Below are 25,900 nucleotides of genomic sequence, written 5' to 3'. Positions count from 1 at the left end.
TAATGAATGTGACAGCCTTGTCATATGACGAATCTGTGGTGCCGATGCGACACTGGATTTTGCCCGGTTGTACAGCAGGGAGTTATACCGATTCCGCCTGAGATTCGATCGGGATCAGGAATATGCACATGAAATAAGCTTGGTTGGTGCCGTTCCGGCCCCGTGTCACGATGCGCGCTTCAACAACGACACGGGACAAGAGGACACCATGCGACGTTCGATCCTGACCGGCCTCGGCGCGCTTGCCGCGGCGCTGGCCTTTGCCGCGCCCGGCGCGCACGCCGATTCGCAGACGCTGAAGATCGGCACGATGAGCGGCCCGGACGCGCAGATCTGGACCGAGGTGACGAAAGTCGCCGCACGCGAGGGCCTCGCGATCAAGGTCATCGAATTCAACGACTACGTGCAGCCGAACGCGGCGCTCGACGCGGGCGACCTCGACGCGAACGGTTTCCAGCACCAGCCGTTTCTCGACAGCCAGATCAAGCAGCGCGGCTACAGGATCGTCAACGTCGGGCTCACGTATACGGCGCCGATGGGCTTCTATTCGAAGAAGCTCAAGTCGCTGAAGGACTTGCCGACGGGCGCGAAGGTCGGCATCCAGAACGATCCGTCGAACGGCAACCGCGCGCTGCTGTTGCTGCAGAAATACGGCGTGATCAAGCTGAAGGCGGGCGCCGGCACGAACGGCGTGAACGCGACGCCGCTCGACGTCGCCGAGAATCCGAAGAAGATCAGGATCGTCGAGCTCGACGCTGCGCAATTGCCGCGCGCGCTGCCCGATCTCGACGCCGCGTCGATCAACACCGACTACGCGGTGAAGGCCGGGCTCACGCCGGTGAAGGACGCGATCGCGATCGAGGACCTGCGCGGGCCGTACGCGAACCTGATCGCGGTGCGCGCGCAGGACAAGGACAAGCCGTGGGTGAAGAAGCTCGTCGCGGCCTATGAATCGGACGACGTACGCAAGTTCATCGAACAGAAGTTCGGCGGCGCGATCGTGCCGGCGTTCTGAGCGACGATAGCCGACGCGCGAGCTGCGAGCCGCAAGCCGTGAGCCGCGATCCGCAAGCCGCAAGCCGCAGTGCCGCAGGGAATCCCGCCCGGCCGAAAAGCAAATCGCCCGCGCAAGCGGGCGATTTCATTGGTGCGCGCGGTGATGCCGCGCGCGGGGGCCGGCGGCCGGGGCCGCCCTGCGCATTCAGGCCAACAGCGCCCAGGCCAACCGCACTCAGGCCGACAGCAGCGACCCCGTGCGGATCGGCGTCGCGCCGGCGATGCGCGCGACTTCCATCCCGGCCGTCGCGAAGCGCACGATCTGGCGCGCGTACAGCACGCCCGACACGCTGCTCTTCAGCGTGATCACGCGATCGCTCAGCGGATCGACGATGTCGGCCACTTCCTGGCCGGCCTCGATCCACGCGCCGACCGGCGTGCGGAACACGATCACGCCGGAAACCGGCGCGACGAGCGGATCGGTGCCGGCGAGCGGCGTGGCCGGATGCGCGAGCGGCGGCAGCGGCGCGGGCGTGCCGTCGATCACGCCGCGCTCGGTCAGGTATTCGACGATCGCCTGCGAATCCTTTTCCGCGAGTTCGTACGATACGTCGCGCTCGCTGCGCAGTTCGATCGTGACCGAAATCGCACCGTTCGGAATCGGGAAACGATCGCCGAAGCGGCTGCGCAGATCCGACCAGCAGAAGCTGTGGATCTCGTCGAACGGATTGCCGACCGAATTCAGCGCGAGCAGCGACGCCTGCGCATCGAGGTAGCGCGACAGCGGCTCGACGTCCTCCCACAGGTCGGGGTTCGTGTACAGGTGCATCACCGCGTCGCTGTCGCAATGCAGGTCGAGCACGATGTCCGCGTCGAACGACAGCTTCTGCAGCGCGAGGCGCTGCGATTCGAGTTCGGTGCGCGGTTTCTGCTCGTCGAGCGCCTCGCGCATCGCGGCGCGTACCGCGGCGAGGTTGCGCTGCGCGTCGCTCGTCAGGCGGCCTTCGATGCGCGGCAGCACGAGCGCCGCGAGATCGTAGAAATTGCGGTTGAAGTTCTGCATCGAGCCGAGCTCGAAGCGGCCGAGATGATCGCCGAACACGTGCTGCGACAGGCCGATCGGGTTCGGCACCGGCACGATGACCACTTCGCCGCGCAGCTTGCCGGCCGTCTCGAGCGCGGCGATCTTGCGGCGCAGCAGCGCGGCGACCAGCATGCCGGGCAGTTCGTCCGCATGCAGCGACGACTGGATGTAGACCTTCTTGCCGCCGCGCGGGCCGTAGTGGAAGCTCGTGATCTGGCGCTCGGTGCCGACGGCGGGGGAAATCAGCGGATGGGTCTGCGTTTGCATGATGAGGGGAGGGCGGCGCAGCCGCGAATGATCCGGTATGCGTGGAAGATCGATTGTACGTTGCCTTCCGCGAACCTATCAAACCGGTTCCCCGGCACGTCGTTTTCCTTTTCGAATCATCGGGTTGACGCGTAAAAAATAGCGCGGCAGCAGCCCGTTGCGCACGCGCTGCGCGCGGCCTGTCGCCGCGTGCGCGCAAAAAAAACGGGCTCCTTGCGGAGCCCGTCAGCGCGGACGAGAAGCGCGCTTTTACGCGGCATTACTTGCCGTACACGTCGAAATCGAAGTACTTCTTCGCGATCTTCTGGTACGTGCCGTCCTTGCGCATGCCGGCGATCGCGCCGTCGATCTTCGCCTTCAGGTCGGTGTCTTCCTTGCGCAGACCGATGCCGGCGCCTTCGCCGAGCGTCTTCGGATCGTCGAGATCCTTGCCGGCGAAATCGAAGTTCGCGCCGCGCGGCGTCTTCAGGAAGCCGATTTCAGCTTGCACCGCGTCCTGCAGCGCGCCGTCCAGACGGCCCGAGATCAGGTCGGCGTAGACCTGGTCCTGGTTCTGGTAAGGCACGACCGTGACGCCCTTCGGCGCCCAGTACGTCTTCGCATAGGTTTCCTGGATCGTGCCTTGCTCGACGCCGATCGACTTGCCCTTCAGCGATTCGGCCGTCGGCATCAGGCCGGCACCCTTCTTCGTGACGAGACGCGTCGGCGTGTTGAACAGCTTCGACGAGAACGCGATCTGTTCCTGGCGCGCCGGCGTCATCGACATCGACGACAGCACGCCGTCGAACTTGCGAGCCTTCAGTGCCGGAATCATCCCGTCGAAGTCGTTCTCGATCCATACGCACTTCGCGTTGATGCGGCGGCAGATTTCGTTGCCGAGATCGACGTCGAAGCCGACCACCTTGCCGTCAGCCCCTTTCGACTCGAAAGGCGGGTAGCTTGCGTCGACGCCGAAGCGTACGGTCGTCCAGTCCTTCGCGTAGGCAGTGCCGGCCGATACGGCGAGCAGGGCTACGGTCACAGCCGCAAGAATCTTTTTCACTCGGTGACTCCTCGTTTTGTTCGATGGGTGCGCGGTTGTGCCGCGCCGTAAGCCTTCGGTCCGGTGCGGTTTCGCGCCGGACAGTCCGTTTCGCCTGCCCGATGCGGGCGCGCGACGTGCGCAAGATTATCAAGACAAAATACCGGCAGGGCGCCTAGGACATGCCCCGATACCGGACCGGACGGCCGCGCATGCGCCGCGCGACCGTTTCAGACCAAGGAACGATTCAACCCAGCGTTTCGTTGACCGCGCGCTGCAGGCACGTGACGAATTGCGAGACGGCGGGCGTCGGCAGCAGATCGCGGCGCGCGATGATCGACAGGTCGAAGCGCGGCATGCTTTCGTCGAGTTCGGCCGTGCGGATGCCGAGCGGCGCCACCATCGCGGCCAGCGGGCGCGTGAAGCAGCCGATCACGTCGGAGCGCGCGACGAGCCCGAGCGTCACCGCGAACGACATCGGCGAGCGCAGCAACCGCTTGGGCAGCGGCAGCCCGCGCCCTTCGAACATCGCGATCATCACGCTGTGCGGAAACTGTTCGGCACCGACCGTCACGATCCACTCCGCGTCGAGCAAGTCCTCTAACCGGCGTGCGTGCGCGAGCGGATGGCCTTCGCGCATCACGATCGTGAATTCGGTCGACAGCAGCGGCACCTGCGTGAAATCGCGATCGAGCGCGGGCACATGGTGCATCGCAGCGATGTCGAGCGTGCCGTTGCGCAATTGCGCGAGCGCGTCGGGCACCGTCACTTCCTCGAGATGCAGGCTGACGTTCGGCATCGACCGGCGGAACGCGGTGACCGCGTGCGGCAGCGCGGTCAGTGCGATCGACGGCATCGTGCCGACCGCGACGCGCCCCGACATTTCCCCTTTCACCTGCTCGACCGCCTCGACGGTGCGGCGCATGTCGCCGAGCAGCTGCTCCGCGCGCGGCAGCAGCGCATGGCCGCACGCGGTCAGCTCGACGCCGCGCACGCTGCGCGCGAGCAGCTCGGCGTTCAGCGCCGTTTCGAGTTCGCGGATCGTGTGCGTGATCGCGGGCTGCGTGACGCCGAGCTCGCGTGCGGCGGCGCGCAGGCTCTTGTGATGCGCGGCGGAGACGAACGCCTGGAGCTGCGCGATGTTCAGGTGGTTGCGGATGCGGGTCATCGGTCGGTTCGGATCTCGCGGCGGGCGGGGCGCCGCCGCGAAGACCGACAGGGTAGCGCGCCGCGGCGTCGCGCGCCGGGCGGAACAAAAATCGCTGCGGCGAGCGCACCGTGCTTTCGCGGCTTCGCGCGGCAAGCCGTCAGGATGGCAGATGACCGAGCACGCGCGCGGGTGCCCCCGTCGCGATGCGATGTGTGGCGAGCCGGGGCGGGGTGAGCCGGCGTATCAGCAGAGCGCCAGTTCGACGGCCGCGAGCGTGCGGCGCCGGATCCAGCCGCTGCCGAGCCGGATCGCGAGCCAGTAAGGCAGGAACAGCATCCGTGTGCGCGTGCTCGGACAGTGGACGAAGGTTTCCGTGCGCAGCAGGCGCGAGCCGGACGGCAAACCGATCACCTCGAACCGCAGCACGAGCTTCGCGTCGTCGGGATCGTCGTGGCGGACGAAGGCTGCGGCGTCGGCGATCGCCCGCACGTCGGGCGCCGGGCGCCAGAAGCGGCCGACGAGTCCCAGCGACAGCGACGTGTCGTCGCGATGCAGCAGCGTGAACGCATCGAAGCCGAAGCGCGCGGATGCGGCTTCGGCGGGCCGGTTGCCCAGCGCGCGGGCGACCGCCGCCGGGAATTCGCGCACGGCGAGCAGCGCGTCGATCACCGGATCGGCGCGCATGTCGAGCGCGGCCACCGCGTCGATGATGCGCGAAGGCGGCGCGTCGATCGGCCGCGATTCGTGAACTTCGACGAAGCCGAACGACGGGATGAACGGCGGTTTGCGCGCCGCGGTCCGCGTGTCGGATTCGGCGACGATGCCGAACGGATTGCCGAACGGATTCATGGCGGTTCCGCAGAACAAAGCGCGATCGTAGCACCGCGCGGGCATTCGTGATGCGACCCGGCGCACGACCTCGGCCTTGGCCGGACAGCACCGCGGCACCGCGTCCCGCGCCGGCAAAAAAGGCCTGGAAACATGCGTTCCCAGGCCTGGAGGCCATCAATGACGATGGTGGAGGAGACGGTATCGTCCCGATGCGCGCCGTCCTGTGCGCGAGCGGCGTCGCGCATGCTCGGCGATCAGATCGCCCAGCCGCCGAGATAGAACGTGACGAGCACGGCTGCGATGAGCACGGTGCCGACGTTGAGCTTGCGGAATTCGCCGCTGGCGATGCGGCCGATCACGAGCGTCGAGAAGCCGAGCATGATGCCCGTCACGATGTTCGCGGTCAGCACGATGAACACCGCGCACACGAGGCCCGACATCGCGTCGACCATGTCGTCCATGTGCAGCTTGCTCACGCTGCCGAGCATCAGCAGGCCGACGTACATCAGCGCGGGCGCGGTGGCATACGACGGCACGAGGCCCGCGAGCGGCGAGAAGAACATCACGACCAGGAACAGCAGGCCGACCACCGCGGCCGCGAGCCCAGTCTTCGCGCCGGCGGCCACGCCGACGCTCGACTCGATGTAGGCCGCCGCCGGCGCGCCGCCGAGGAAGCCGGAGAAGATCGAGCTGACCGAATCGGCGGTCAGCGCGCGGCCGCCGTTGATGATGCGGCCGTTCTCGTCGAGCTGGCCGGCCTGGCCCGCGACCGCGCGGATCGTGCCGGTCGCGTCGAACACGGCGGTCATCACGAGCGCGAGCACGCTCGGCAGCACGGCCATCGACAGCGCGCCCTTGATGTCCATCGCGCCGATCAGCGACGCATGGCCCGGCGCGCTCAGCGACGGCAGCGCGAACACGCCGCGGTACTTCACCGCGGGATCGAACGCGAGGCCGATCAGCGAGATCGCGACCACGACGAGCAGGATGCCGCCCGGCACCCGACGCTTTTCGAGCCCGAAGATCGCGGCGAGGCCGATGACCGACATGATGACCGGGAACGCGGTGATCTGGCCGAGCGAGACCGGCAGGCCGGCGCCAGGGTTCTTGATCACGAGGCCGACGTCGTTCGACGCGATCAGCAGCAGGAACAGGCCGATGCCGATCCCGGTGCCGTGCGCGACGCCCGCGGGCAGGTTGCGCAGGATCCACGAACGCACGCCGGTGACCGAGATGCCGGTGAACACGAGGCCCATCAGGAACACGGCACCGAGCGCGACGCTCGGATGCAGCCCCTTGCCGAGCACGAGGCCGAACGCGGTGAACGCGGTCAGCGAAATCGCGCAGCCGATCGCGATCGGCAGCTTCGCCCACAGGCCCATCAGCAGCGAACCGAACGCGGTGGTGAGACACACCGCGACGAACACCGCGCTCGTGTCGAAGCCGGCCTTGCCGAACATGCCGGGCACGACGAACACGGAATAGACCATCGCGAGGAAGGTGGTCACGCCCGCGACGATTTCGCGGCGCTGCGTGCTGCCGCGCGACGAAATGTCGAAGTACCGGTCGATGACTCCCGTGGTGCCGAGGGCCGTTTCTTCCGCACCGACGCCGACCGTCGGCTGCACCGGGGTATCACTCATGAGCTTGCTCCTTTATCAGCATGCTGAAACGGGCCGTCGCGGACCGTCGTCAGGGTGTCTCGTATCTGGTTGAAGTTATCGGCAACGTCGTGGGGACGCATGACGCGTGATGCGTGTCGTCGTACGCGCTTCGAAGGGCGCGAGGAGGTCGCGTCGTGCGACGCGTGGTGCGGTCGACCCCGTCACGTGTGCTTTGCCGTAGCGAAGGTTAGGCGAACGGCTCATCACGTCCCATTGGGGGACGAGCATGCAGCGCATGTCGCAACGCTTATATCGGCGTGCAACGGGGCTTCGTCGTCGCGGAACGCGTGTATACGCCTAGTTGGAATCCGTTAAGGCGATTATTTGAATGCGGGATCGGCGGGCGGGTCGGCGGGGCTGAACGGGGCGGGCGATGCATCGAAACTTACCAATGTCTTTCGGAAAAGCCGCGCGGGCGCGTGGAAGCGGCCGCGTGCGACGCGATTTGCCGACCTGTACAACGCGCATCCGGATGATACCGGCGCCACGCGGATGCTGCGTTCGCGCGCGGCTTCGCGTCAAGCGAGCGCGAGCTGCGCGAGGTACGCGCAGAACATGTCGGCCATCGCGCTCGAGTATGCGTGGATCTCGTCGGGCGTGCGTTCGGTTTCCGAAAACGTCTTGCCGGCGCTCGTGAGCGTGGTCAGGATCAGTTCGCACGCGAGCGCGCGCGTGGCGTCCGGTACGTCGGGCAGCGCTTCCCGCATGAACGTGCTGAAGATCCGGCGTCCGGCGGCCCTCGCTTCCTGCGCCTCGGGGGCATCGCGATAGAGCGGCGCGGCGTCGTCGAGCGCGTTGCGCATCCGCGCCTCGTCGCACTCCGACCGGATGAACGCATGAACGGCCGTGCGCAGCCGCTCGGGCGGCGTCTTTTGCGGGCCTTCCAGCATCCTGCGCAGCATCTCGCACGTCTGCTGCCATTCGTCGTGCTGGAGCCGGAACAGCACGGCCGCCTTGTTCGGGAAGTACTGGTACAGCGAGCCGACGCTCACGCCGGCCCGCTCCGCGACGCGCGCCATCGTGAAGCGCTGCGCGCCTTCGGTCGCCAAAACCTGAATAGCGGCCTCGAGCACATCGTCGACGAGCCGGGACGAGCGCGCCTGCCGAGGCTGTCTGCGCGAGGCGATCGGGGCGTTGCGGCGGTCGGTCATGACGGGTCTGCCAATGCGAATAGTAAAACCTGAATGGTTCGTCATATTCTAGCCGGGCGCACTGACGCTCTCAACCTGACACCGGAGATTCGCATGACCACCCTGATTCACGATCCGCTCGCGTCGCTGCTCGCGCGCCTGTTCGACGAAGCCGATGCATCGTCGCCTGCGTCGAACCCGGATTTCGCCGACCTGACGCACGACGAGCGCGCGCGGCTGATGCGCAGCAAGACCGATTACGCGGAGTTCTACGCCCGCCTGAAGGACTATCCGCTCGCGGTGTCGCGCGAGACGGGCACATTGCTGTACATGCTCGCGCGCGGTTGCGGCGCGCGCTCGATCGTCGAATTCGGGACGTCGTTCGGCATCTCGACGCTGCACCTCGCGGCCGCGCTGCGCGACAACGGCGGTGGCCGGCTGATCACGAGCGAGTTCGAAGCATCGAAGGTCGCGCGGGCGCGCGCGCACGTGGCGGCGGCCGGGCTGGCCGACCTGGTCGAGATCCGCGAAGGCGATGCGCTGCGCACGCTGGCCGCCGATCTGCCGGACACCGTCGACCTGCTGCTGCTCGACGGTGCGAAGGCGCTGTATCCGGAGATTCTCGCGCGGGTCGAGCCGCACCTGCGGCCCGGCGCGTTCGTCGTCGCCGACAACGCGGACTACAGCCCCGAGTACCTCGCGTACGTGCGCACGCCGCGGAACGGTTATCTGTCGGTGCCGTTCGGCGGCGATGTCGAGCTGTCGATGCGGATCAGCGAATCGCGACCGGATTGATGTTGACCTGCGTGGAGCCGACGTACAGCGGCTGGCCGAGCACGAACAGGAATTCCCATGCGTTGTCGCGCACCAGCGCGCGGCTGTCGATCAGCTCGAGGTTGTAGATGCCGCGCTTCGCGAGCATGTACTGATTGATCGGGAATTCTTCGTTCGTGTGCGGATTCGGATAGACCTCGGACGCCCACGTGTCGCCGCCGAACGCGACGATCCCCTGGTCGGCCAGCCACTTCGCGGCTTCCATGCCGATGCCCGGCTCGACTTCGAGGAACTGCTTGTTGTCCTTGCCGATCAGTTCGAGCCAGCCGGTGTTGAACAGCACGACGTCGCCCTTGCGCAGCGTCAGTCCTTCCTTCTTCAGCACGGCCCGGATGTCGGCGACGGTGAATTCGGTGCCGCCCGGCACGATCGGCTTGCCGTAGTAGGCGGTCATGTCGAGCACGACGCCGCGCGTGACGATCGGCGGCACCTTCTCGACGCCGAGCTTCTTCACGCCGTCGACGGTCACGAAATCGGCCGCGCGGTTGCCGTTGTAATAGACGTTGTCGATGCCGATGTGGCCGATACCGTTCAGCTGCGTGCCGACGCCGGTCCATGCGTTCACGAGTTCGTCGTTGAACGTGAACTTGTTCGGGCCGAGGCTCTTGCCGGCCTGCTGGCCGACCTGCACGTTGTACAGCCGGAAGCTGCGATGGCGGAACGCGGGCAGGTTCTTGTCGACCGGCACGGCCAGCGGATAGGTCTTGCCGGCCTTCACGAGACCGACGGCCCGCCTGATCACGTCGGGCGTCAGCAGGTTGGCCGCGCCGATTTCGTCATTGGCGCCGTACACGGACGGATACCAGTCGGCCGCGGGAGCGACCGGTGCGGCGTGCGCCGCCTGGGCCGCCTGGGCCGCCGCGAACGGCAGGATCGCGGCGAGCGCGAGTCGCGCGAGCGTGGCTTTCATCATTCCGGATTCCTGTTGATCGTCATGCCGCGGCTTGCGCGAGCGGCGGATAGTCGGTCAGGCCCGCGGCGCCGCCGCCGAACAGCGTGTCGCGGTCGTGCGGCGCGAGCGCGGCGCCGGTACGCAGGCGTTCGGGCAGGTCGGGGTTCGCGACGAACGGACGGCCGAACGCGACGAGGTCGGCCCAGCCGGCGGCGATCGCGTCGCGCGCACGCTCGGCGGTGTACGCGCCGGCATAGATCAGCACGCCCGGGAACGCGGCACGCAGCTGCTGCTTGAACGCGACCGGCATCAGCGGCGCGTCGTCCCAGTCGGCTTCCGCGATGTGCAGATAGCCGACGCCGAGTTCGCCGAGCAGCTTCGCGGCGGCCAGGTAGGTCGTTTCCGGATCGTCGTCGACGCAGCCGTTCAGCGTGGTCAGCGGCGCGAGCCGGATGCCGACGCGCGACGCGTCGCCGGTGCCTTCGATCAGCGCGTGCGTGACCTCGTGCAGGAAGCGCAGACGGTTTTCCAGCGAGCCGCCGTATGCGTCGGTGCGCGTGTTCGCGTTCGAATCGATGAACTGGTTCACGAGGTAGCCGTTCGCGCCGTGCAGCTCGACGCCGTCGAAGCCGGCTTCGATCGCGTGACGGGCGGCGGCGCGGTATTGACCGACGATCTCGCGGATCTCGTCGACCGACAGCGCGCGCGGCTCGGATGCCTGCACGAAGCCCGGCGTGCTGCCGTCTTCGCCGGCGACGAACACGTTCACGCCCTTCGCCTGGAGCGGCGACGACGACACGGGCTGCTGGCCGCCGAGCAGGCTCGTATGGCTGAGCCGGCCGACGTGCCACAGCTGCGCGAAGATCCTGCCGTGCGCGGCATGCACCGCGTCGGTCACCTTGCGCCAGCCGGCGACCTGCGACGGCGTATGGATGCCGGGCGTCCATGCGTAGCCCTTGCCGAGCGGCGCGATGTACGTGCCTTCGCTGACGATCAGGCCCGCGCTCGCGCGCTGCGCGTAATACGCGGCCATCAGTTCGTTGGCTTCGTCGCCGGGCTGGCTCGCGCGCGAGCGCGTCATCGGCGGCATCACGATGCGGTTCGGCAGCGTCAGCGCGCCGAATTGCAACGGTTGGAACAGCGGGTCCTGGGTCATGATGGTGTCCTGTCGGTGCCGCGGCCGGCGGGCCGCGGGCGGGTCATATCGGAGGAGAGAGCGGGGCGCTCCATCAGTCCCACTTCGGCGCGAGGCCGGCCGGGTCGACTTCGCGGCCGTTGCGCTCGAGCGCGGCGATCTGCGCCATGTCTTCGCCGGTCAGGCGCAGCGTCTGCGCGAGCAGGTTGCTCGCGAGGTTCTCGCGCTTGGTCGACGACGGAATCACCGAGTAGCCGAGCTGCAGTGCCCACGCGAGCGCGACTTGCGCCGGCGTCGCGTCGTGGCGCTGCGCGATCGCGCCGATCACCGGATCGCCGAGCACCTTGCCGTACGCGAGCGTCATGTACGACGTCACGTGGATGCCTTCGCTCTGCAGGAACTCGACCAGCTTGCGGTTCTGCAGGTACGGGCTCAGCTCGATCTGGTTCGTCGCGATCGCGTCCTTGCCGACCGCGGCGATCGCTTCCTTCGTCAGTGCGATGTTGAAGTTCGAGATGCCGATCCGGCGCGTGAGGCCCTTCGCCTTCGCGTCGGCCAGCGCGGTCATGAACGCGTCGAGCGACACGCCGTTGCCCGGCGCCGGCCAGTGGATCAGCGTCAGGTCGACGTAGTCGGTGCGCAACTTGCGCAGGCTTTCCTCGAGGCTCCTGGCGAGCTTTTCCGGCGCGTAGTTGTCGACCCAGACCTTCGTCGTGACGAACAGGTCGTCGCGTCGCACGCCCGATGCGGCGATCGCTTCGCCGACTTCGGCTTCGTTGCCGTAGATCTGCGCGGTGTCGATCGCGCGATAGCCGACTTCGAGGCCGTTGCGGACCGAGTCGATGACGACCTGACCTTGCAGGCGGAACGTACCGAGGCCGAATGCGGGAATGTTGCTCATCATGTGCTCCTGAAAGAGGTGGAACGATTGCGGTATGGAAGTCATTCTGACGCTCGAGACTGATGAGATAAACGCCTTCAGAGGTCAAAAATATTTGATTTCAAATCAAATATCGGGCGGCGATTCGCCCGTTCGGAAATGCTCGACGGCCTTACGCGACGCGCGCCTGCGCGTTCGCATGGAACGCAGGCAGCACGTCCGACGCGATCTCGGACATCGTCTCGTCGAGCGGCCGCCGGTTGCGGCGGAAGTGCAGGCCGATGTGCTGCACGCCGGCGTCGCGCATCGCCGCGAGTTCTTCCGCGAGCGCGATGCGCCCCGCACGTGCGCCGAAGCGGTGGCGCTGCAGCGGTTCGTGCGGATCTTCCGCGAGATCGAGATGGATGAAGCTCACGTACGGCTTGCTGCCGGCCACCGCGCGCCAGTTCGCGACGCGCTGCAGGTGATCGGCCGGCGTGCCCGGATACGCGAGGCAGCCGTCCAGGTGTTCGCCGATCCATGCGGGCGTCTGTTGCGCGAGGCCCGCGACGAGCAGCGGCACCGGCGAACGCGCGGCCGGCAGCACGTCGAGGCCGGGCGGCAGGTGCCCGCGCGCGCCGTCGCGCAGCAGCGCGATCTGGTCGCGGAAATGCGCGCCGCGCGACGCGAAGTCGCGGCCGAACAGCGGATATTCGACCGGCCGGTCGCCGCTCGCGACGCCGAGCAGCAGGCGCGAGCCGCTCAGCTCCTGGATCGTCGCGGCCGATTTCAGCGTCAGCAGCGGTTCGCGCAGCGGCAGCACGACGGCCGCCGTGCCGAGCAGGATGTCGCGCGTGATGCCGGCGAGATAGCCGAGATACGAGAACGTCTCGAACACCTGCGCGGCGTCGCCGAACGACGGGTCGTACACCGGCACGTCGCGCACCCAGAGCGCGCGGAAGCCGAGGGTGTCGGCCAGTTGCGCGAGCTCCGCGTGGATCTCCATATCGGGCACGCCGGGGCGGCGGCCGTCGTGCTGGCGCTTCGCGTCGCCGGCCGGCGACCAGTCGTTGTCGATCGGCAGTTCGATGCCGATGCTGAAACCGCCGCCGGCGAGCTTGTCGAGTGACGTGGACATGGTGGACGCCTCCGTTCAGACCGCGCGCAGGCTGCCTTCGAGCCGGTAGAAATCGAGCGATGCCGCGGTGAAGAACGAGCGCGACGTGCCGGCGGCGAAATCGTCGATATGCACGACGGTCGCGCGATCGGCTTCCTGCCACGAGATCGCGTAGGTCTCGCCGGCGACGTGCTGCCACGTATAGGCGACTTCGCCCTTCGCGCCGGCGTACGCGCCTTCGGTGATCTCGTAGCGCATGTGGACGCCGTCCTCGTCATAGGCGTTGAGTGCGGTAAGGCCGTCGTAACGGACTTCGAAAGTCTTGCCGGCGAACGGCGGACGTTGGGTCGATGCGTTCATGCTGTGTCGCTCCTGCAAAAAGATGACGTTCAATGGGCGAGTTCGACGGGTTCGGCCGTGCGTTCCGGCAGGCCCTGGCCGCGGTCGAGGCGGCCGCTCAGTGCGGTCAGCGCGAATGCGCCGAGCGTGACGACGGCGGCGATCCACGGCGTATGGCCGAGGCCGACGTTCGCGACGATCAGGCCGCCGAGCGACGAGCCGCCCGCGACGCCGAGGTTGAACGCGGCGATGTTGAAGCCCGACGCGACGTCGGTGGCGTCCGGCGCGAAGTGGCGCGCCTGCTTGACGACGTACACCTGCAGCCCCGGCACGTTGCCGAACGCGACGGCGCCCCATGCGAGCATCGTCAGCACCGCGAGCCACTTCACGTGCACCGTGAAGGTCAGCGCGAGCAGCACGATCGCGAGCAGCAGGAAGATCTGCTTGAGCGCCTTGACCGGGCCGACGCGGTCGGCGAGCTTGCCGCCCCACACGTTGCCGAATGCGACCGATACGCCGTAGCCGACGAGCACGAGGCTGACCTGCGACGGCGTGAAGCCGGCGATCTGTTCGAGCAGCGGCGCCATGTACGTGAACGCGATCAGCGAGCCGCCGTAGCCGACCGCCGTCATCGCATAGACGAGCAGCAGGCGCGGTTGCGCGAGCACGCGAAACTGGCGGGCGAGCGGCGCCGGCGGCGTCTGCGGCAGGCCGCGCGGCACGAACGCCACCGCGCCGACGAACGCGACGAGGCCGAACAGCGCGACGATCAGGAACGTCGCGCGCCAGCCGAAGTGCTGGCCGATGAAGGTGCCGAGCGGAATGCCGGCGACGAACGCGACGGTCATCCCGCTGAACATCGTCGCGATCGCGCTCGCGGCCTTGTCCTTCGGCACGAGCGTCGTCGCGATGATCGAGCCGACCGAGAAGAACACGCCGTGCGCGAGGCCGGTGAGCACGCGCGCGACGATCAGCGATTCGTAGCCCGGCGCTTGCCACGCGACGAGGTTGCCGACGGTGAACAGCGCCATCAGCGCGGCGAGCAGCGTCTTGCGCGGCACGCGGCCGGTGAGCGCGGTGAGGAGCGGCGCGCCGATCGCGACGCTCAGCGCGTAGAGGCTGACGAGCAGGCCGGCCGACGGCAGGCTGACGCCGAGGTCTGCGCCGATCGTCGGAATCAGCCCGACGATCACGAATTCGGTCGTGCCGATGGCAAACGCGCTGATGGTCAGCGCAAGCAGGGCGAGTGGCATGATGGGATCCAGGTTCCGGTAAGGATGGATCGCAGTGTGCCGCCTTTACTTTTGCGGAAAAACTGGTCTATAAACCAAATTGTTTTGATTTCAAATCAACAATGAAAATCACGCTCGATGAACTCCAGGCGTTTGCCGCGGTGGTCGACACCGGTTCGATCACGGCCGCCGCGCAGCAGCTCGACCTGACCGTGTCGGCCACCAGCCGCACGCTCGCGCGGCTCGAGGAGAAGCTGAAGACCACGCTGCTGCGCCGGACCACGCGGCGGCTCGAACTCACCGAAGAGGGGCGCGCGTTCCTGCAGGATGCGCGCGCGATCATCGAATCGGTCGAGAACGCCGAGGAGCAGATGCTCGCGCGGCGCGAGATGCCGTCGGGGCGGTTGCGCATCGACGCCGCGACGCCGTTCATGCTGCACGTGATCGTGCCGCTCGTGCGCGGCTACCGCGAGCGCTTCCCGAAGGTCGACCTGGAACTGAACAGCAACGAGGGCATCATCGACCTGCTGGAGCGGCGCACCGACGTCGCGATCCGGATCGGCCGGCTCAAGGATTCCACGCTGCATAGCCGGCGGATCGGCAACAGTCGGGTGCGCATCCTCGCGAGCCCCGCGTATCTCGAAGCGCACGGTCAGCCGCGCAAGGTAGAGGATCTGGCGAAGCACACGCTGCTCGGCTTCACGCAGCCCGAATCGCTGAACGTGTGGCCGATCCTCGGCGCGGACGGCGAGCCGTTCCGCATCGAGCCCCGCATCTGGTCGTCGAGCGGCGAGACGCTGCGGCAGCTTGCGCTGGAGGGTGCGGGCGTCGTGTGCCTGTCGGATTTCCTGACCGCGCAGGATCGCGAGGCCGGGCGGCTCGTGCAGGTGCTCGCGCGGCAGACGCTCGACGTCGAGCAGCCGATCAACGCGGTGTATTACCGGAACACCGCGGTTTCGTCGCGGATCGCGTCGTTCGTCGACTACATGATCGAGGTGCTGGGCGGCGGAAGCGGCAGCGATGCGCCGGCGCGGCGCAAGGCGGCGTGGATGAGGCCGCTGTAGCGGGGGGCGCCTGCGTGGTGGGAAACCGCATGCCGTTACGCCGCGTGGCGGCTGCGTTGCGAAAGCCGGCGGTCGTTCCGCCGCGTGGCGGCTCGCCCGATTTCCTCGCGCCGAAGCTCACGGCGACGCGGGCATGCGGCGGTCGCCGCGATATCACCCGGCATGCCAACGGCGCGCGCGCCGTCGGCATGCCTTCGCGTGTCGGACTTCTCGCGCCGCTTGCTTGGATTACGCCTTCCGTTACGCCTCTTCCGCCCACGACATGTTGTCGCGCGCGAGCAGCGCCGACGATGCCGCGGGCCCGAACGTGCCGGCCGTGTAGAGGCGCGGGCGGTCGCCGAGCTGCTTCCAGCCGTCGAGGATCGGCTCGACCCACGACCATGCGGCTTCGAGTTCGTCGCGGCGCATGAAGTGCGTGAGGCGTCCGCGGATCACGTCGATCAGCAGCCGCTCGTACGCTTCCGCGCGCCGCTCCGGAATCGCCTGCTGCAGGTCGAGGTTCAGGCTGACCGGCACCATCTTCATCCCGCTGCCCGGTTCCTTCGCGAGCATCTGCAGCTGGATCGATTCTTCCGGCTGGAGCTGGATCACGAGGCGGTTGCTGTAGTGGCGCGGGCCGGTCGGGATGATCGAGAACGGCATGTCCGCGAACTCGATCACGATTTCCGACTGGCGGCGCTGCAGCCGCTTGCCGGTGCGCAGGAAGAACGGCACGTTCGCCCAGCGCCAGTTGTTGATGTGCGCGCGCAGTGCGACGAAGGTCTCCGCATGGCTGTCCGCCGGCACGTTGTCCTCTTCCAGATAGCCCTTCACCGGCTGGCCGTCGACCGCGCCGGCCGTGTACTGGCCGCGCACCGTTTCGCGCGCGACGTCCGACAGCGCCATCGGCCGCAGCGAGCGCAGCACCTTCAGCTTTTCGTCGCGCACCGCGTCCGGGTCGAGCGACACCGGCGGCTCCATCGCGACGATGCACAAGAGCTGCAGCAGGTGGTTCTGCACCATGTCGCGCAGCGCGCCGGTGTGGTCGTAGAAACCCGCGCGGCTGCCGACGCCGACCGTCTCCGCCACCGTGATCTGTACGCTGCGGATGCTCGGCGCCTGCCACAGCGGGCCGAAGATCGGGTTGCCGAAGCGCAGCACCATCAGGTTCTGCACGGTTTCCTTGCCGAGGTAATGGTCGATCCGGTAGATCTGCGATTCCTCGAAGTGCTTGCCGACCGCATCGTTGATCGCCTTCGCCGACGCGAGATCGTGGCCGAGCGGCTTTTCGAGGACGACGCGCGAGCGCGCGTCGACGAGGCGCGCGGCCGACAGGTTGTCGCAGATCGTCGTGAACAGTTCCGGCGACGTCGACAGGTAGAACACGCGGATCGCGTCGCCGCGCGCCGCTTCGGCGAGCCGTGCGTAGTCTTCCGGCGTGTTCACGTCGATCAGCACGTACTTGAACAGGTCGAGGAAACGGGCCCAGGCTTCGGCATCGAACGCCTTCTCGTCGATGAACGGGCGCGACTGCTCGTCCATGAACTTGCGGTAGCCGTCGATGCCCCAGTCGCGCCGGCCGACCGCGATGATGCGCGTTTCCGGCGGCAGGTTGCAGTGCAGGTGCGCCATGTACAGCGCGGGCAGCAGCTTGCGGGCGGCCAGGTCGCCGCCGCCGCCGAAGATGATCATGTCGACGGGCTGCTCGGCTTCGGTCTGGTTGGGCTTATTCGTCATGAGTGGTTCGCGGTGTGGAACGGGTGAGCGTGGAACGAACGTCGACGCGCCGGCCGCGGGTGGATTGACGTGCCGGTACGTGAAAACGCTAATAGTGCACGGTTTTGATGAATCGTGTGCGGGTTCGCGCGCGATCGGACGGGAGATCGGGCGGCCGCGGCGCCGGGGCGTGAGCCAGTGCTTGTTTACACAGGCTTTCAAACGCGGGTGGGCAGCACGCGCCGGTCAGCACGCCGATGCGTCGTTCGCGCCCACGGCGATGCGGCCGGCAGCGAGGCGGTTGCCGGCCGGCAGCACGGATCGGCGCGGCGTCCAGCGGGAAGGCCGAACGCATGCGCGCCGGCCTCGATCCGCGATCGTGTAACGATCGCTGCGCATCCGATGCCGTCACCGCCCCAGCGCGTAAAACTCCGCGTTCGGCCGCATGTTCGTCACGTTCGCGAGCCGGTTCGACATCCCGAAGAACGCCGAGATCGCCGCGATGTCCCACACGTCCTCTTCGGTGAAGCCATGCGACTTCAGCGTGTCGAAGTCCGCTTCGCCGACCTGATGCGCGGCCTGCGACACCTTCATCGCGAAGTCGAGCATCGCTCTCTGCCGCGCGGTGATGTCGGCCTTGCGGTAGTTGGTCGCGATCTGGTCCGCGATCAGCGGATCCTTCGCACGAACGCGCAGGATCGCGCCGTGCGCGATCACGCAGTACTGGCACTGGTTCACGCTGCTGGTGGCCACGACGATCATTTCGCGTTCGGCCTTCGTGAGATTGCCGGGCTTGTCCATCAGCGCGTCGTGGTACGCCATGAATGCGCGGAACTCGTCCGGGCGATGCGCGAGCGTCAGGAACACGTTCGGGATGAAGCCCGATTTTTCCTGGACGGCCGCGATCCGTTCGCGAATGTCGTCGGGCAGGTCGTCGAGTGCCGGCACCGGGAAGCGGCTGACGGGGGCGTTGTCTGCAGTCGTCATGGGGTCTCCTGAATAAAGCAGGGCGGGCGGACTCGATGCACGAGCCGCCGCCCGAAAAAGCAACCGCGGTTTGTCGTTGCCGGCGTCATGCATTGACGTCCACGACGATGCGGCCGCGCACCTTGCCGCCGATCAGTTCGCCGGCGAGCGGGATCACATCGCCGAGGCCGACCTGGTGGCTGATCGTGCCGAGCTTCTCCACATCGAGATCGGCCGCAAGCCGGCGCCATGCTTCCAGCCGGTCGGCGCGCGGGCACATCACGCTGTCGATGCCGACGAGCGTCACGCCGCGCAGGATGAACGGCGCGACGGTCGCGGGGAACTCCATCCCGGCGGCGAGGCCGCAGGCGGTCACCACGCCGCGATAGCGCGTGGTCGCGCACACGTTCGCGAGCACGTGGCTGCCGGCGACGTCGACCGCGCCGGCCCAGCGTTCCTTGCCGAGCGGCTTGCCGGGCGTGCTGAACTGCGACCGGTCGAGGATCTCCGTTGCGCCGAGCTGCCGCAGGTAGTCGGCGTCGTCGGGGCGGCCGGTCACCGCAACGACGCGATAGCCGAGCCGTGCGAGGATCGCGGTAGCGACGCTGCCGACGCCGCCTGCCGCGCCGGTCACGACGATCTCGCCATCGTCCGGGCGCACGCCATGCCGTTCCAGCGCCATCACGCACAGCATCGCGGTGTAGCCGGCCGTGCCGATCGCCATCGCCTGCTGCGGCGAGAACGCCGGCGGCAGCGGCACCAGCCAGTCGCCGTCGACGCGCGCTTTCTGCGCGAGCCCGCCCCAGTGCGTTTCGCCGACGCCCCAGCCGTTGAGCACGACACGATCACCCGTGCGGTAGTCCGGATGCGTGCTGTGCTCGACTTCGCCGACCAGATCGATGCCCGGCACCATCGGAAACTTGCGGACCACCGGGCTCCTGCCGGTGATCGCGAGCCCGTCCTTGTAATTCAGCGTCGAATAGCCGACGCGGATCGTCACGTTGCCCGCAGGCAGGTGCGCGTCGTCCAGCGTCTGCAGCCGCACGTGCTGGCCGGTTTCGTCCTTGTCGATCACGATGCCCTGGAACATCCGTCCTCCTTTTCTAGACCGATCGTCTAGTTAATGGCAAAAAAATTCAGCGGCGAGGCAATCCGTTGAAGAAAAACTCGGCGAACAGCGCGAGCGGCGCGTCGCTGCGTTCGAGCTTCGCGCGCAGCACGGCGCCTTCCCAGCCGATCCAGAAGAATGCGGCGAGCGCGGCGGGGTCGGCCGAATCGGCCAGTTCGCCGGCTTGCTGCGCGGCGGCGAGACAGTCGGCGAGCCGGTGCTGCCAATCTTCGAACGTCGCGCGCAGTCGCGTCCGGAAGCTCTCCGGCAGCGCGCCCATTTCCTGGCCGAGATTGCCGATCAGGCAGCCGCGGCTGTATTCGTAACGGGCCATGCCGTCGCGCGCATCGTCGACGAACGCGCGAATGCGCGCCAGCGGCGACGCTTCGGTCTGATTGAAATGACGGTCGAGCTTGCGCGCGAAGAACTCGGCGTAGCGGTCGATCAGCTCGAGGCCGAACGCCCCCTTGCTGTCGAAGTAGTGATAGAACGAGCCCTTCGGCACGCCGGCGCGGCCGAGGATCTCGTCGAGCCCGGTGGCCGAAAAGCCCTTCTCGGTGAGCACTTCCAGCCCGGTGCGCAACAGCATGTCGCGCGTCGCGACGAGGTCTTCGTGCTGCTTCGGTGGCCGGCCGCGGCGGCGAGGCGGATTGATTTGAACGTCCATGGGCGAATAATAGACCGTTCGTCTCAAAAATCAATGGCGGCGTCGACTCGAGGCGGCGCACTCGCGCCGGCCACCTCCGCCCCGTATTAACCCTGATTAAAAAACCTTATCGCGGTGAAAAATTCCGCATCTTATTGAACCGATATCGGCTCGCTATAGTGGCTCGCTTTCCCGCACGCCATCGTCCGCGTGCGGCTGACACGCTGACCAGCAGGAGCCGCTTGATGACCACCGACGCCCGATTCACCGCAATCGAGGATCTGATGCCCGCCGCCGGCGGGCTGCGCGAGATCCGCCATCACATTCACCACCACCCGGAACTCGCGTACGAGGAGCACGAAACCGCGGCGCTCGTCGCGGACAAGCTCGAGCAATGGGGCTGGCAGGTGACGCGCGGCGTCGGCAAGACGGGGGTGGTCGGCACGCTGCGCGTCGGCGACGGCACGCGCAGCATCGGCATCCGCGCGGACATGGACGCGCTGCCGATCGTCGAAGCGACCGGCCTGCCGTATGCCAGCGGCACGCACGGCAAGATGCATGCATGCGGCCACGACGGCCACACGACGATGCTGCTCGGCGCCGCGCAGCACCTCGCGAAGACGCGCAACTTCTCCGGCACCGTGCACCTGTATTTCCAGCCGGCGGAAGAGCACGGCGTCGACAGCGGCGCGAAGAAGATGATCGACGACGGCCTGTTCGAACGCTTTCCGTGCGATGCGGTATTCGGGATGCACAACCACCCGGGCGCGGCGCCCGGCGTGTTCCTCACGCGCCGCGGCCCGTTCATGTCGGCCGGCGACAAGGCGATCATCTCGATCGAGGGCGTCGGCGGCCATGCGGCGCGACCGCACCTGACGGTCGACCCGGTGGTCGTCGCGGCGAGCATCGTGATGGCGCTGCAGACGATCGTCGCACGCAACGTCGACCCGTCGCAGCCGGCCGTCGTCACGGTCGGGTCGATGCATGCGGGCACCGCAAACAACGTGATTCCCAACGGCGCGCGCCTCGAACTGAGCGTGCGCTCGTTCAGCCCCGACGTGCGCGCACTGCTCAAGCGCCGCATCGTCGAGCTTGCCGAATCGCAGGCCGCCAGCTACGGCGCGACCGCCAACGTCGAGTACATCGAAGGCTATCCGGTCGTCGTCAACACGGATGCCGAAACGGATTTCGCCGCGCAGGTCGCGCGCGAACTCGTCGGCGATGCGCACGTGGTCGAGCAGGCCGACCTGCTGATGGGCAGCGAGGATTTCGCGTTCATGCTGCAGCAGCGGCCCGGGTCGTTCGTGCGGCTCGGCAACGGCGAAGGCGAGGACGGCTGCATGGTGCACAACCCGAAGTACGACTTCAACGATCGCAACCTGCCGATCGGCGCGGCGTTCTGGACGCGCCTCGTGGAGCGTTACCTGGGGCAGTAGCGCCCTGCTGCGACGGGCGACGGCCGGCCGGCGCTTCCGGCCGCATTGACAGGAGAGAACAACGATGCAGAAAGACCATCTCGCGCTGCACCCGGCGTCGGCGGAAGCCGCGGAACCCGATACGCGCGGCGCACCGGCCGTCACGAAGCGCGGCGCGATCGCGGCGGCCGTGATCGGCAACTGGCTGGAGTTCTTCGATTTCACCGTGTACGGCTTCTTCGCGGTGCTGATCGGCAAGCTGTTCTTCCCGTCGAGCGACCCGACCACGTCGCTGCTGCTGTCGGTCGCGACGTTCGCCGCCGGCTTCTTCACGCGGCCGCTCGGCAGCGTCGTGCTCGGCGTCTATGCGGACCGCAAGGGCCGCAAGGCCGCGCTGAACCTGACGATCATGCTGATGGCGCTCGGCACGGGCCTGATCGCGATCGCGCCGACCTACGCGCAGGTCGGCGTGGCCGCGCCGCTGCTGGTGGTCTGCGCGCGCCTGATGCAGGGCTTCTCGCAGGGCGGCGAGTTCGGCGCGGCGACGTCTACGCTGATCGAACAGGGCGGCACGTCGCGCCGCGCGTTCCGTGCGAGCTGGCAGCTCGCGACGCAGGGCGGCGCCGCGCTGATGGGTTCGGGCTTTGCGGCGCTGCTGTCGAACACGCTGACGAAGGACGCGCTCGAAGGCTGGGGCTGGCGTCTGCCGTTCTTCGTGGGCGTGCTGATCGCGCCGGTCGGGATGATCTTGCGCCGCCGGCTCGCGGACGACGCGCCCGGCGACAGCCATCACGGAATCGAACGCGGCGTGCTGCGCGAGCTGTTCTCGAAGCACACGCGCACGGTGCTGCTGCTGATGCTGACGGTGATGGGCGGCACGGTGTCGACCTACATCCTGACCTTTTACATGCCGACCTACGCGATCCATACGCTCGGCCTGCCGATGAAGCTGTCGATGTTCGTCGGCGTCGCGTCGGGCTGCGTGATGCTGGCGACGTGCCCGCTGTTCGGCTGGCTGTCGGACCGCCTCGGCAGCCGGCGCATGCCGATCTTCGTCGGACGCGGCGTGCTCGTGCTGCTGCTGTTTCCGGCGTTCTGGCTGATGAACCATCATCCGACGCTGTCCGTGATCCTGCCGCTCACCGCGCTGATGCTGCTGTTCTACTCGCTCGGGTCGGCGTCGGAAATGGCGCTGATGTGCGAATCGCTGCCGCGCCACGTGCGCGCGACGGGCAGCAAGCTTGCGCCGGCCGGCTATGTGGCCGCGTGCGTGGTGCTGTCGCTGATCGCGGTCGCGATGCTGCGCGAAACGGCGCGCGAGTCGATGGACTGATGGAGGATGCCGCTGTCCGAGCGGCACGGCGCAATTTCGTTCTCGTCAGATTGACGGGGCTGTGCCGCCTCCCTAAATTGGGCGATGCGGAGCGTGCTCCGTGTTCCGTGAGAAGGACGTTGCAAGCAGAGTCAGAGAATTGAGCGGGCGGCCCATGCCGCCCGTCTTTTTATCTGCACGATCCACGCTATCCGCGTTCCGCGCGCTATCTCCGAATGACCGTATTGCGCATCCGGCGAGCGAAGTAACCGCTCACCCGCGCCGCGCGACCAGCTCCGACACCGTTTGCGCGGCCTGCTGCAGCGGCCCGAGAAACTCCTTCACCATCTGCTTCGCGGTATGCCGTTGCGCGTTGCCGCTGATGTTCATCGCGGCGATCACCTGCCCGCGCCGGTTGCGGATCGGCGCGGAGATCGACATCAAGCCCACTTCGAGTTCCTGGTCGACCACGGCCCAGCCCTGCTGGCGCACCTGCGCGATCGTCGCCTTCAGTTCGCCGATGTCGGTGATCGTGCGCGGCGTGTGCGCGCGGATGCCGCTTTGCGCGAGCGTTTCGTCCAGCGCCGCGTCGTCGAGCGCGGACAGCAGCACGCGGCCCATCGACGTGCAGTACGCGGGCAGCCGGCTGCCGATCGACAGGTTGATCGTCATGATCTTGCGGGTCGGCACGCGCAGCACGTAGACGATCTCGGTGCGGTCGAGCACCGCGGCCGAACAGCTTTCGTGGATCTGCGCGGACAGCTGCTCCATCACCGGATCGGCGAGATTCCAGAACGGCATCGACGTCAGGTATGCAAAACCGAGCTCGAGGATCTTCGGCGTGAGCCGGAACAGCCGACCGTCCGCTTCGACGTAGCCGAGCGTCTGCAGTGTCAGCAGGATCCGGCGCGCGCCGGCACGCGTGAGCCCGGTCGCCGACGCGACCTCGGTGAGCGTCTGCTCCGGGCGCTGTGCGTCGAATGCGCGGATTACCGCGAGGCCGCGCGCGAACGACTGCACATAGGAGTCGCCTGGTTTGGTCTGGATGTCTTCGGTGGTCATGAACGGTCGGATTGTCGTGCAGCCGAGAAGATAGCGCATGGGGCCCGGCACGCCAACCGCACCGCGGCCAGGCGCTTGACAGGTCGTCCCCGCACTCCCTATGATGCGTTGAACGTTCGATACACGATCTTATGTTCGTATATAGAACATTTAAGCGCATCCCGGCGGGCAATGCAAGGGGCGCGTTTCATTCACTTCCCAGCCTTGCATGAGACCGGAGACACTGATGACCGAAGCTTTTCTGTGTGATGCGATTCGTACCCCGATCGGCCGTTACGGCGGTGCGCTGTCCGGCGTGCGCGCCGACGACCTCGGCGCGGTGCCGCTGAAGGCGCTCGTCGAGCGCAACCGCGACGTCGACTGGACGGCGATCGACGACGTGATCTACGGGTGCGCGAACCAGGCCGGCGAGGACAACCGCAACGTCGCGCGCATGTCCGCGCTGCTCGCGGGCCTGCCGGAAGGCGTGCCGGGTTCGACGATCAACCGCCTGTGCGGTTCCGGGATGGACGCGGTCGGCGTGGCCGCGCGCGCGATCAAGTCGGGCGAAGCCGCGCTGATGGTGGCCGGCGGCGTCGAGAGCATGACGCGCGCGCCGTTCGTGATGGGCAAGGCCGCCAGCGCGTTCGCGCGCCAGGCCGACATCTACGACACGACGATCGGCTGGCGCTTCGTGAATCCGCTGATGAAACAGCTGCACGGCGTCGACTCGATGCCGGAGACGGCCGAGAACGTCGCGGTCGACTACAGCATCAGCCGCGCCGACCAGGACCTGTTCGCGCTGCGCAGCCAGCAGAAGGCCGCGCGCGCACAGCAGGACGGTACGCTCGCCGAGGAAATCGTGCCGGTCACGATTCCGCAGAAGAAGGGCGATCCGGTCGTCTTTTCGCGCGACGAACATCCGCGTGAAACCTCGCTCGAAGCGCTCGCGAAGCTGAAGGGCGTCGTACGCGCAGACGGCTCGGTGACGGCCGGCAATGCGTCGGGCGTCAACGACGGCGCGGCCGCGCTGCTGCTCGCGAACGAAGCCACCGCGAAGCGCTTCGGCCTGACGCCGCGCGCGCGCGTGCTCGGCATCGCGACGGCCGGCGTCGCGCCGCGCGTGATGGGCATCGGCCCCGCGCCGGCCACGCAGAAGCTGCTCGCGCGGCTCGGGATGACGATCGACCAGTTCGACGTGATCGAGCTGAACGAAGCGTTCGCGTCGCAAGGCCTCGCGGTGCTGCGCATGCTCGGCGTCGCCGACGACGATCCGCGCGTGAACCCGAACGGCGGCGCGATTGCGTTGGGCCACCCGCTCGGCGCGTCGGGCGCGCGTCTCGTGACGACCGCGATGTACCAGCTGCATCGCACCAACGGCCGGTTCGCGCTGTGCACGATGTGCATCGGCGTCGGCCAGGGCATCGCGATCGCGATCGAACGCGTGTGATCGCGTGAGGCGGTGAAGCGGGCGCGGAATGCGCGCCGTTTCACCGGGTTCCCGTTTCAAAAGATGTGGCCGGCACGCGTTCGTCGTGCCGGCCACATCGTTATCCAGCTTGCGATAGTTCGTCCAGGCGTGCCGCCAGCGCGTCGATCTCGGTGTCCGCGAATACCTCGACACCATGCCGGCGCAACAGCGCCGCCGTCACCCCCGCGCCCGCATGGCGCCGGCCCGCAAAATTCCCGTCGTAGATGAAACTGCTTCCGCACGACGGACTGCCGTCCGCGAGGATCGCGAAGCGGCAACCGTGCGTGCGCGCCAGCGCGAGCGCGGCCTGTGCGCCGTCGACGAACGGCGCAGTCACGTCGGTGCCGTGCACGTCGACGATCCGCGCGGCGCCCGTCAACACGTGTTGCCCCGATGCGCCGTCCGCGATCTCGGCGGGCGGACGCGGCACGCTCAATCCTCCCGCGAGTTCCGGACACACGGGCACCAGACGCCTTCGCGCTGCCACCGCGCGAGCATTTCATGTGCGGCGGTTTTCGCCGAGCCGTTGTAGCGGACCGGGTAGCCGAGCACGCACATGCTGACGAGGATCTTCGGCGTGGCCGGCGGTTGCGGCGGTGCATTCTGCACGGTCGTTCTCCGTGAGGGCAGG

General features: G+C 67.5%; 23 protein-coding genes and 1 pseudogene. 6 read left to right on the top strand and 18 right to left on the bottom strand.

Annotated features, from left to right (window positions below; genetic code table 11):
* The first annotated feature begins 208 nt into the window (after window positions 1-208).
* Window positions 209-1,015 carry a MetQ/NlpA family ABC transporter substrate-binding protein gene (locus tag Q3A80_RS20585; RefSeq protein WP_446330732.1) on the top strand — a complete coding sequence of 269 codons (807 nt, stop codon included), beginning with the start codon at window positions 209-211 and terminating at the stop codon, window positions 1,013-1,015.
* Window positions 1,016-1,231: 216 nt separating this feature from the next.
* Here Q3A80_RS20585 and Q3A80_RS20580 read toward each other — a convergent pair whose 3' ends face one another.
* From Q3A80_RS20580 to Q3A80_RS20555, 6 genes are all read right to left on the bottom strand, one after another.
* Window positions 1,232-2,347 carry a succinylglutamate desuccinylase/aspartoacylase family protein gene (locus Q3A80_RS20580; protein WP_446330731.1) on the bottom strand — a complete coding sequence of 372 codons (1,116 nt, stop codon included), beginning with the start codon at window positions 2,345-2,347 and terminating at the stop codon, window positions 1,232-1,234.
* Window positions 2,348-2,606: 259 nt separating this feature from the next.
* Window positions 2,607-3,389 carry an ABC transporter substrate-binding protein gene (locus Q3A80_RS20575; RefSeq protein ID WP_446330730.1) on the bottom strand — a complete coding sequence of 261 codons (783 nt, stop codon included), beginning with the start codon at window positions 3,387-3,389 and terminating at the stop codon, window positions 2,607-2,609.
* 226 nt (window positions 3,390-3,615) lie between these two features.
* Complete coding sequence (locus Q3A80_RS20570; protein WP_446330729.1) at window positions 3,616-4,536, bottom strand: LysR substrate-binding domain-containing protein; 921 nt, start codon at window positions 4,534-4,536, stop codon at window positions 3,616-3,618.
* 225 nt (window positions 4,537-4,761) lie between these two features.
* On the bottom strand, window positions 4,762-5,367 hold the full coding sequence (locus Q3A80_RS20565) for a hypothetical protein (RefSeq protein WP_446330728.1): 606 nt from the start codon (window positions 5,365-5,367) through the stop codon (window positions 4,762-4,764).
* 236 nt (window positions 5,368-5,603) lie between these two features.
* Window positions 5,604-6,992 carry an NCS2 family permease gene (locus Q3A80_RS20560; protein WP_446330727.1) on the bottom strand — a complete coding sequence of 463 codons (1,389 nt, stop codon included), beginning with the start codon at window positions 6,990-6,992 and terminating at the stop codon, window positions 5,604-5,606.
* A gap of 539 nt (window positions 6,993-7,531) precedes the next feature.
* Window positions 7,532-8,164, bottom strand: coding sequence for a TetR family transcriptional regulator (locus Q3A80_RS20555; RefSeq protein ID WP_446330726.1), 633 nt, complete (start codon window positions 8,162-8,164; stop codon window positions 7,532-7,534).
* Window positions 8,165-8,257: 93 nt separating this feature from the next.
* Here Q3A80_RS20555 and Q3A80_RS20550 point away from each other — a divergent pair, with 93 nt between their 5' ends.
* Window positions 8,258-8,938: an O-methyltransferase gene (locus Q3A80_RS20550; protein ID WP_446330725.1), complete on the top strand. Its 681-nt coding sequence runs from the start codon at window positions 8,258-8,260 to the stop codon at window positions 8,936-8,938.
* On the opposite strand, the gene Q3A80_RS20545 is transcribed toward Q3A80_RS20550, so the two are convergent.
* The 6 genes from Q3A80_RS20545 to Q3A80_RS20520 all read right to left on the bottom strand — a co-directional run bounded on the left by Q3A80_RS20545 (window position 8,916) and on the right by Q3A80_RS20520 (window position 14,572).
* A complete protein-coding gene (locus Q3A80_RS20545) occupies window positions 8,916-9,887 on the bottom strand; it encodes a cyclase family protein (RefSeq protein ID WP_446330797.1) in 972 nt (323 codons plus the stop codon). The two genes, Q3A80_RS20550 and Q3A80_RS20545, sit on opposite strands and share 23 nt — an antisense overlap.
* 22 nt (window positions 9,888-9,909) lie before the next feature.
* Window positions 9,910-11,025 carry an alkene reductase gene (locus Q3A80_RS20540; RefSeq protein ID WP_446330724.1) on the bottom strand — a complete coding sequence of 372 codons (1,116 nt, stop codon included), beginning with the start codon at window positions 11,023-11,025 and terminating at the stop codon, window positions 9,910-9,912.
* Window positions 11,026-11,098: 73 nt separating this feature from the next.
* A complete protein-coding gene (gene dkgB, locus Q3A80_RS20535; protein ID WP_446330723.1) occupies window positions 11,099-11,905 on the bottom strand; it encodes a 2,5-didehydrogluconate reductase DkgB in 807 nt (268 codons plus the stop codon).
* 151 nt (window positions 11,906-12,056) lie between these two features.
* Entirely contained in the window at window positions 12,057-13,001 is a 945-nt protein-coding gene (locus Q3A80_RS20530; RefSeq protein ID WP_446330722.1) for an LLM class oxidoreductase, read from the bottom strand.
* 15 nt (window positions 13,002-13,016) lie between these two features.
* Window positions 13,017-13,340: a MoaF-related domain-containing protein gene (locus Q3A80_RS20525; RefSeq protein ID WP_446330721.1), complete on the bottom strand. Its 324-nt coding sequence runs from the start codon at window positions 13,338-13,340 to the stop codon at window positions 13,017-13,019.
* A 29-nt stretch (window positions 13,341-13,369) separates the two neighbouring features.
* The gene (locus Q3A80_RS20520; RefSeq protein WP_446330720.1) at window positions 13,370-14,572 is read right to left on the bottom strand and encodes an MFS transporter; all 1,203 of its coding nucleotides are present in this window, start codon (window positions 14,570-14,572) and stop codon (window positions 13,370-13,372) included.
* Between the two features lie 101 nt (window positions 14,573-14,673).
* On the opposite strand from Q3A80_RS20520, the gene Q3A80_RS20515 reads away from it, so the two are divergent.
* Entirely contained in the window at window positions 14,674-15,615 is a 942-nt protein-coding gene (locus tag Q3A80_RS20515) for a LysR substrate-binding domain-containing protein (RefSeq protein ID WP_446330719.1), read from the top strand.
* Between the two features lie 240 nt (window positions 15,616-15,855).
* Here Q3A80_RS20515 and zwf read toward each other — a convergent pair whose 3' ends face one another.
* The 4 genes from zwf to acuR form a co-directional block, all read right to left on the bottom strand.
* The gene (zwf, locus tag Q3A80_RS20510; protein WP_446330718.1) at window positions 15,856-17,331 is read right to left on the bottom strand and encodes a glucose-6-phosphate dehydrogenase; all 1,476 of its coding nucleotides are present in this window, start codon (window positions 17,329-17,331) and stop codon (window positions 15,856-15,858) included.
* A gap of 387 nt (window positions 17,332-17,718) precedes the next feature.
* Complete coding sequence (locus Q3A80_RS20505) at window positions 17,719-18,297, bottom strand: peroxidase-related enzyme (RefSeq protein ID WP_446330717.1); 579 nt, start codon at window positions 18,295-18,297, stop codon at window positions 17,719-17,721.
* An 85-nt stretch (window positions 18,298-18,382) separates the two neighbouring features.
* Entirely contained in the window at window positions 18,383-19,366 is a 984-nt protein-coding gene (acuI, locus tag Q3A80_RS20500; RefSeq protein ID WP_446330716.1) for an acrylyl-CoA reductase (NADPH), read from the bottom strand.
* Window positions 19,367-19,412: 46 nt separating this feature from the next.
* Complete coding sequence (gene acuR / locus Q3A80_RS20495; RefSeq protein WP_446330715.1) at window positions 19,413-20,051, bottom strand: acrylate utilization transcriptional regulator AcuR; 639 nt, start codon at window positions 20,049-20,051, stop codon at window positions 19,413-19,415.
* A 224-nt stretch (window positions 20,052-20,275) separates the two neighbouring features.
* Between acuR and Q3A80_RS20490 the strand changes: the two genes are divergently transcribed.
* Together Q3A80_RS20490 and Q3A80_RS20485 are read left to right on the top strand one after the other, a co-directional pair.
* Complete coding sequence (locus tag Q3A80_RS20490; RefSeq protein WP_446330714.1) at window positions 20,276-21,466, top strand: M20 aminoacylase family protein; 1,191 nt, start codon at window positions 20,276-20,278, stop codon at window positions 21,464-21,466.
* A gap of 64 nt (window positions 21,467-21,530) precedes the next feature.
* A complete protein-coding gene (locus tag Q3A80_RS20485) occupies window positions 21,531-22,778 on the top strand; it encodes an MFS transporter (protein WP_446330713.1) in 1,248 nt (415 codons plus the stop codon).
* A gap of 252 nt (window positions 22,779-23,030) precedes the next feature.
* Here Q3A80_RS20485 and Q3A80_RS20480 read toward each other — a convergent pair whose 3' ends face one another.
* Window positions 23,031-23,819, bottom strand: coding sequence for an IclR family transcriptional regulator (locus tag Q3A80_RS20480; protein WP_059599073.1), 789 nt, complete (start codon window positions 23,817-23,819; stop codon window positions 23,031-23,033).
* A 226-nt stretch (window positions 23,820-24,045) separates the two neighbouring features.
* Between Q3A80_RS20480 and pcaF the strand changes: the two genes are divergently transcribed.
* On the top strand, window positions 24,046-25,248 hold the full coding sequence (gene pcaF / locus Q3A80_RS20475) for a 3-oxoadipyl-CoA thiolase (protein WP_446330712.1): 1,203 nt from the start codon (window positions 24,046-24,048) through the stop codon (window positions 25,246-25,248).
* Between the two features lie 100 nt (window positions 25,249-25,348).
* Here the strand turns inward: pcaF and Q3A80_RS20470 are convergent.
* Window positions 25,349-25,827: pseudogene (locus Q3A80_RS20470) on the bottom strand (DUF523 domain-containing protein).
* Window positions 25,828-25,900: the final 73 nt, after the last annotated feature.

The organism is Burkholderia sp. SR8 (genome assembly GCF_052851275.1).
This window is presented reverse-complemented; position numbering and strand designations above follow the sequence as displayed.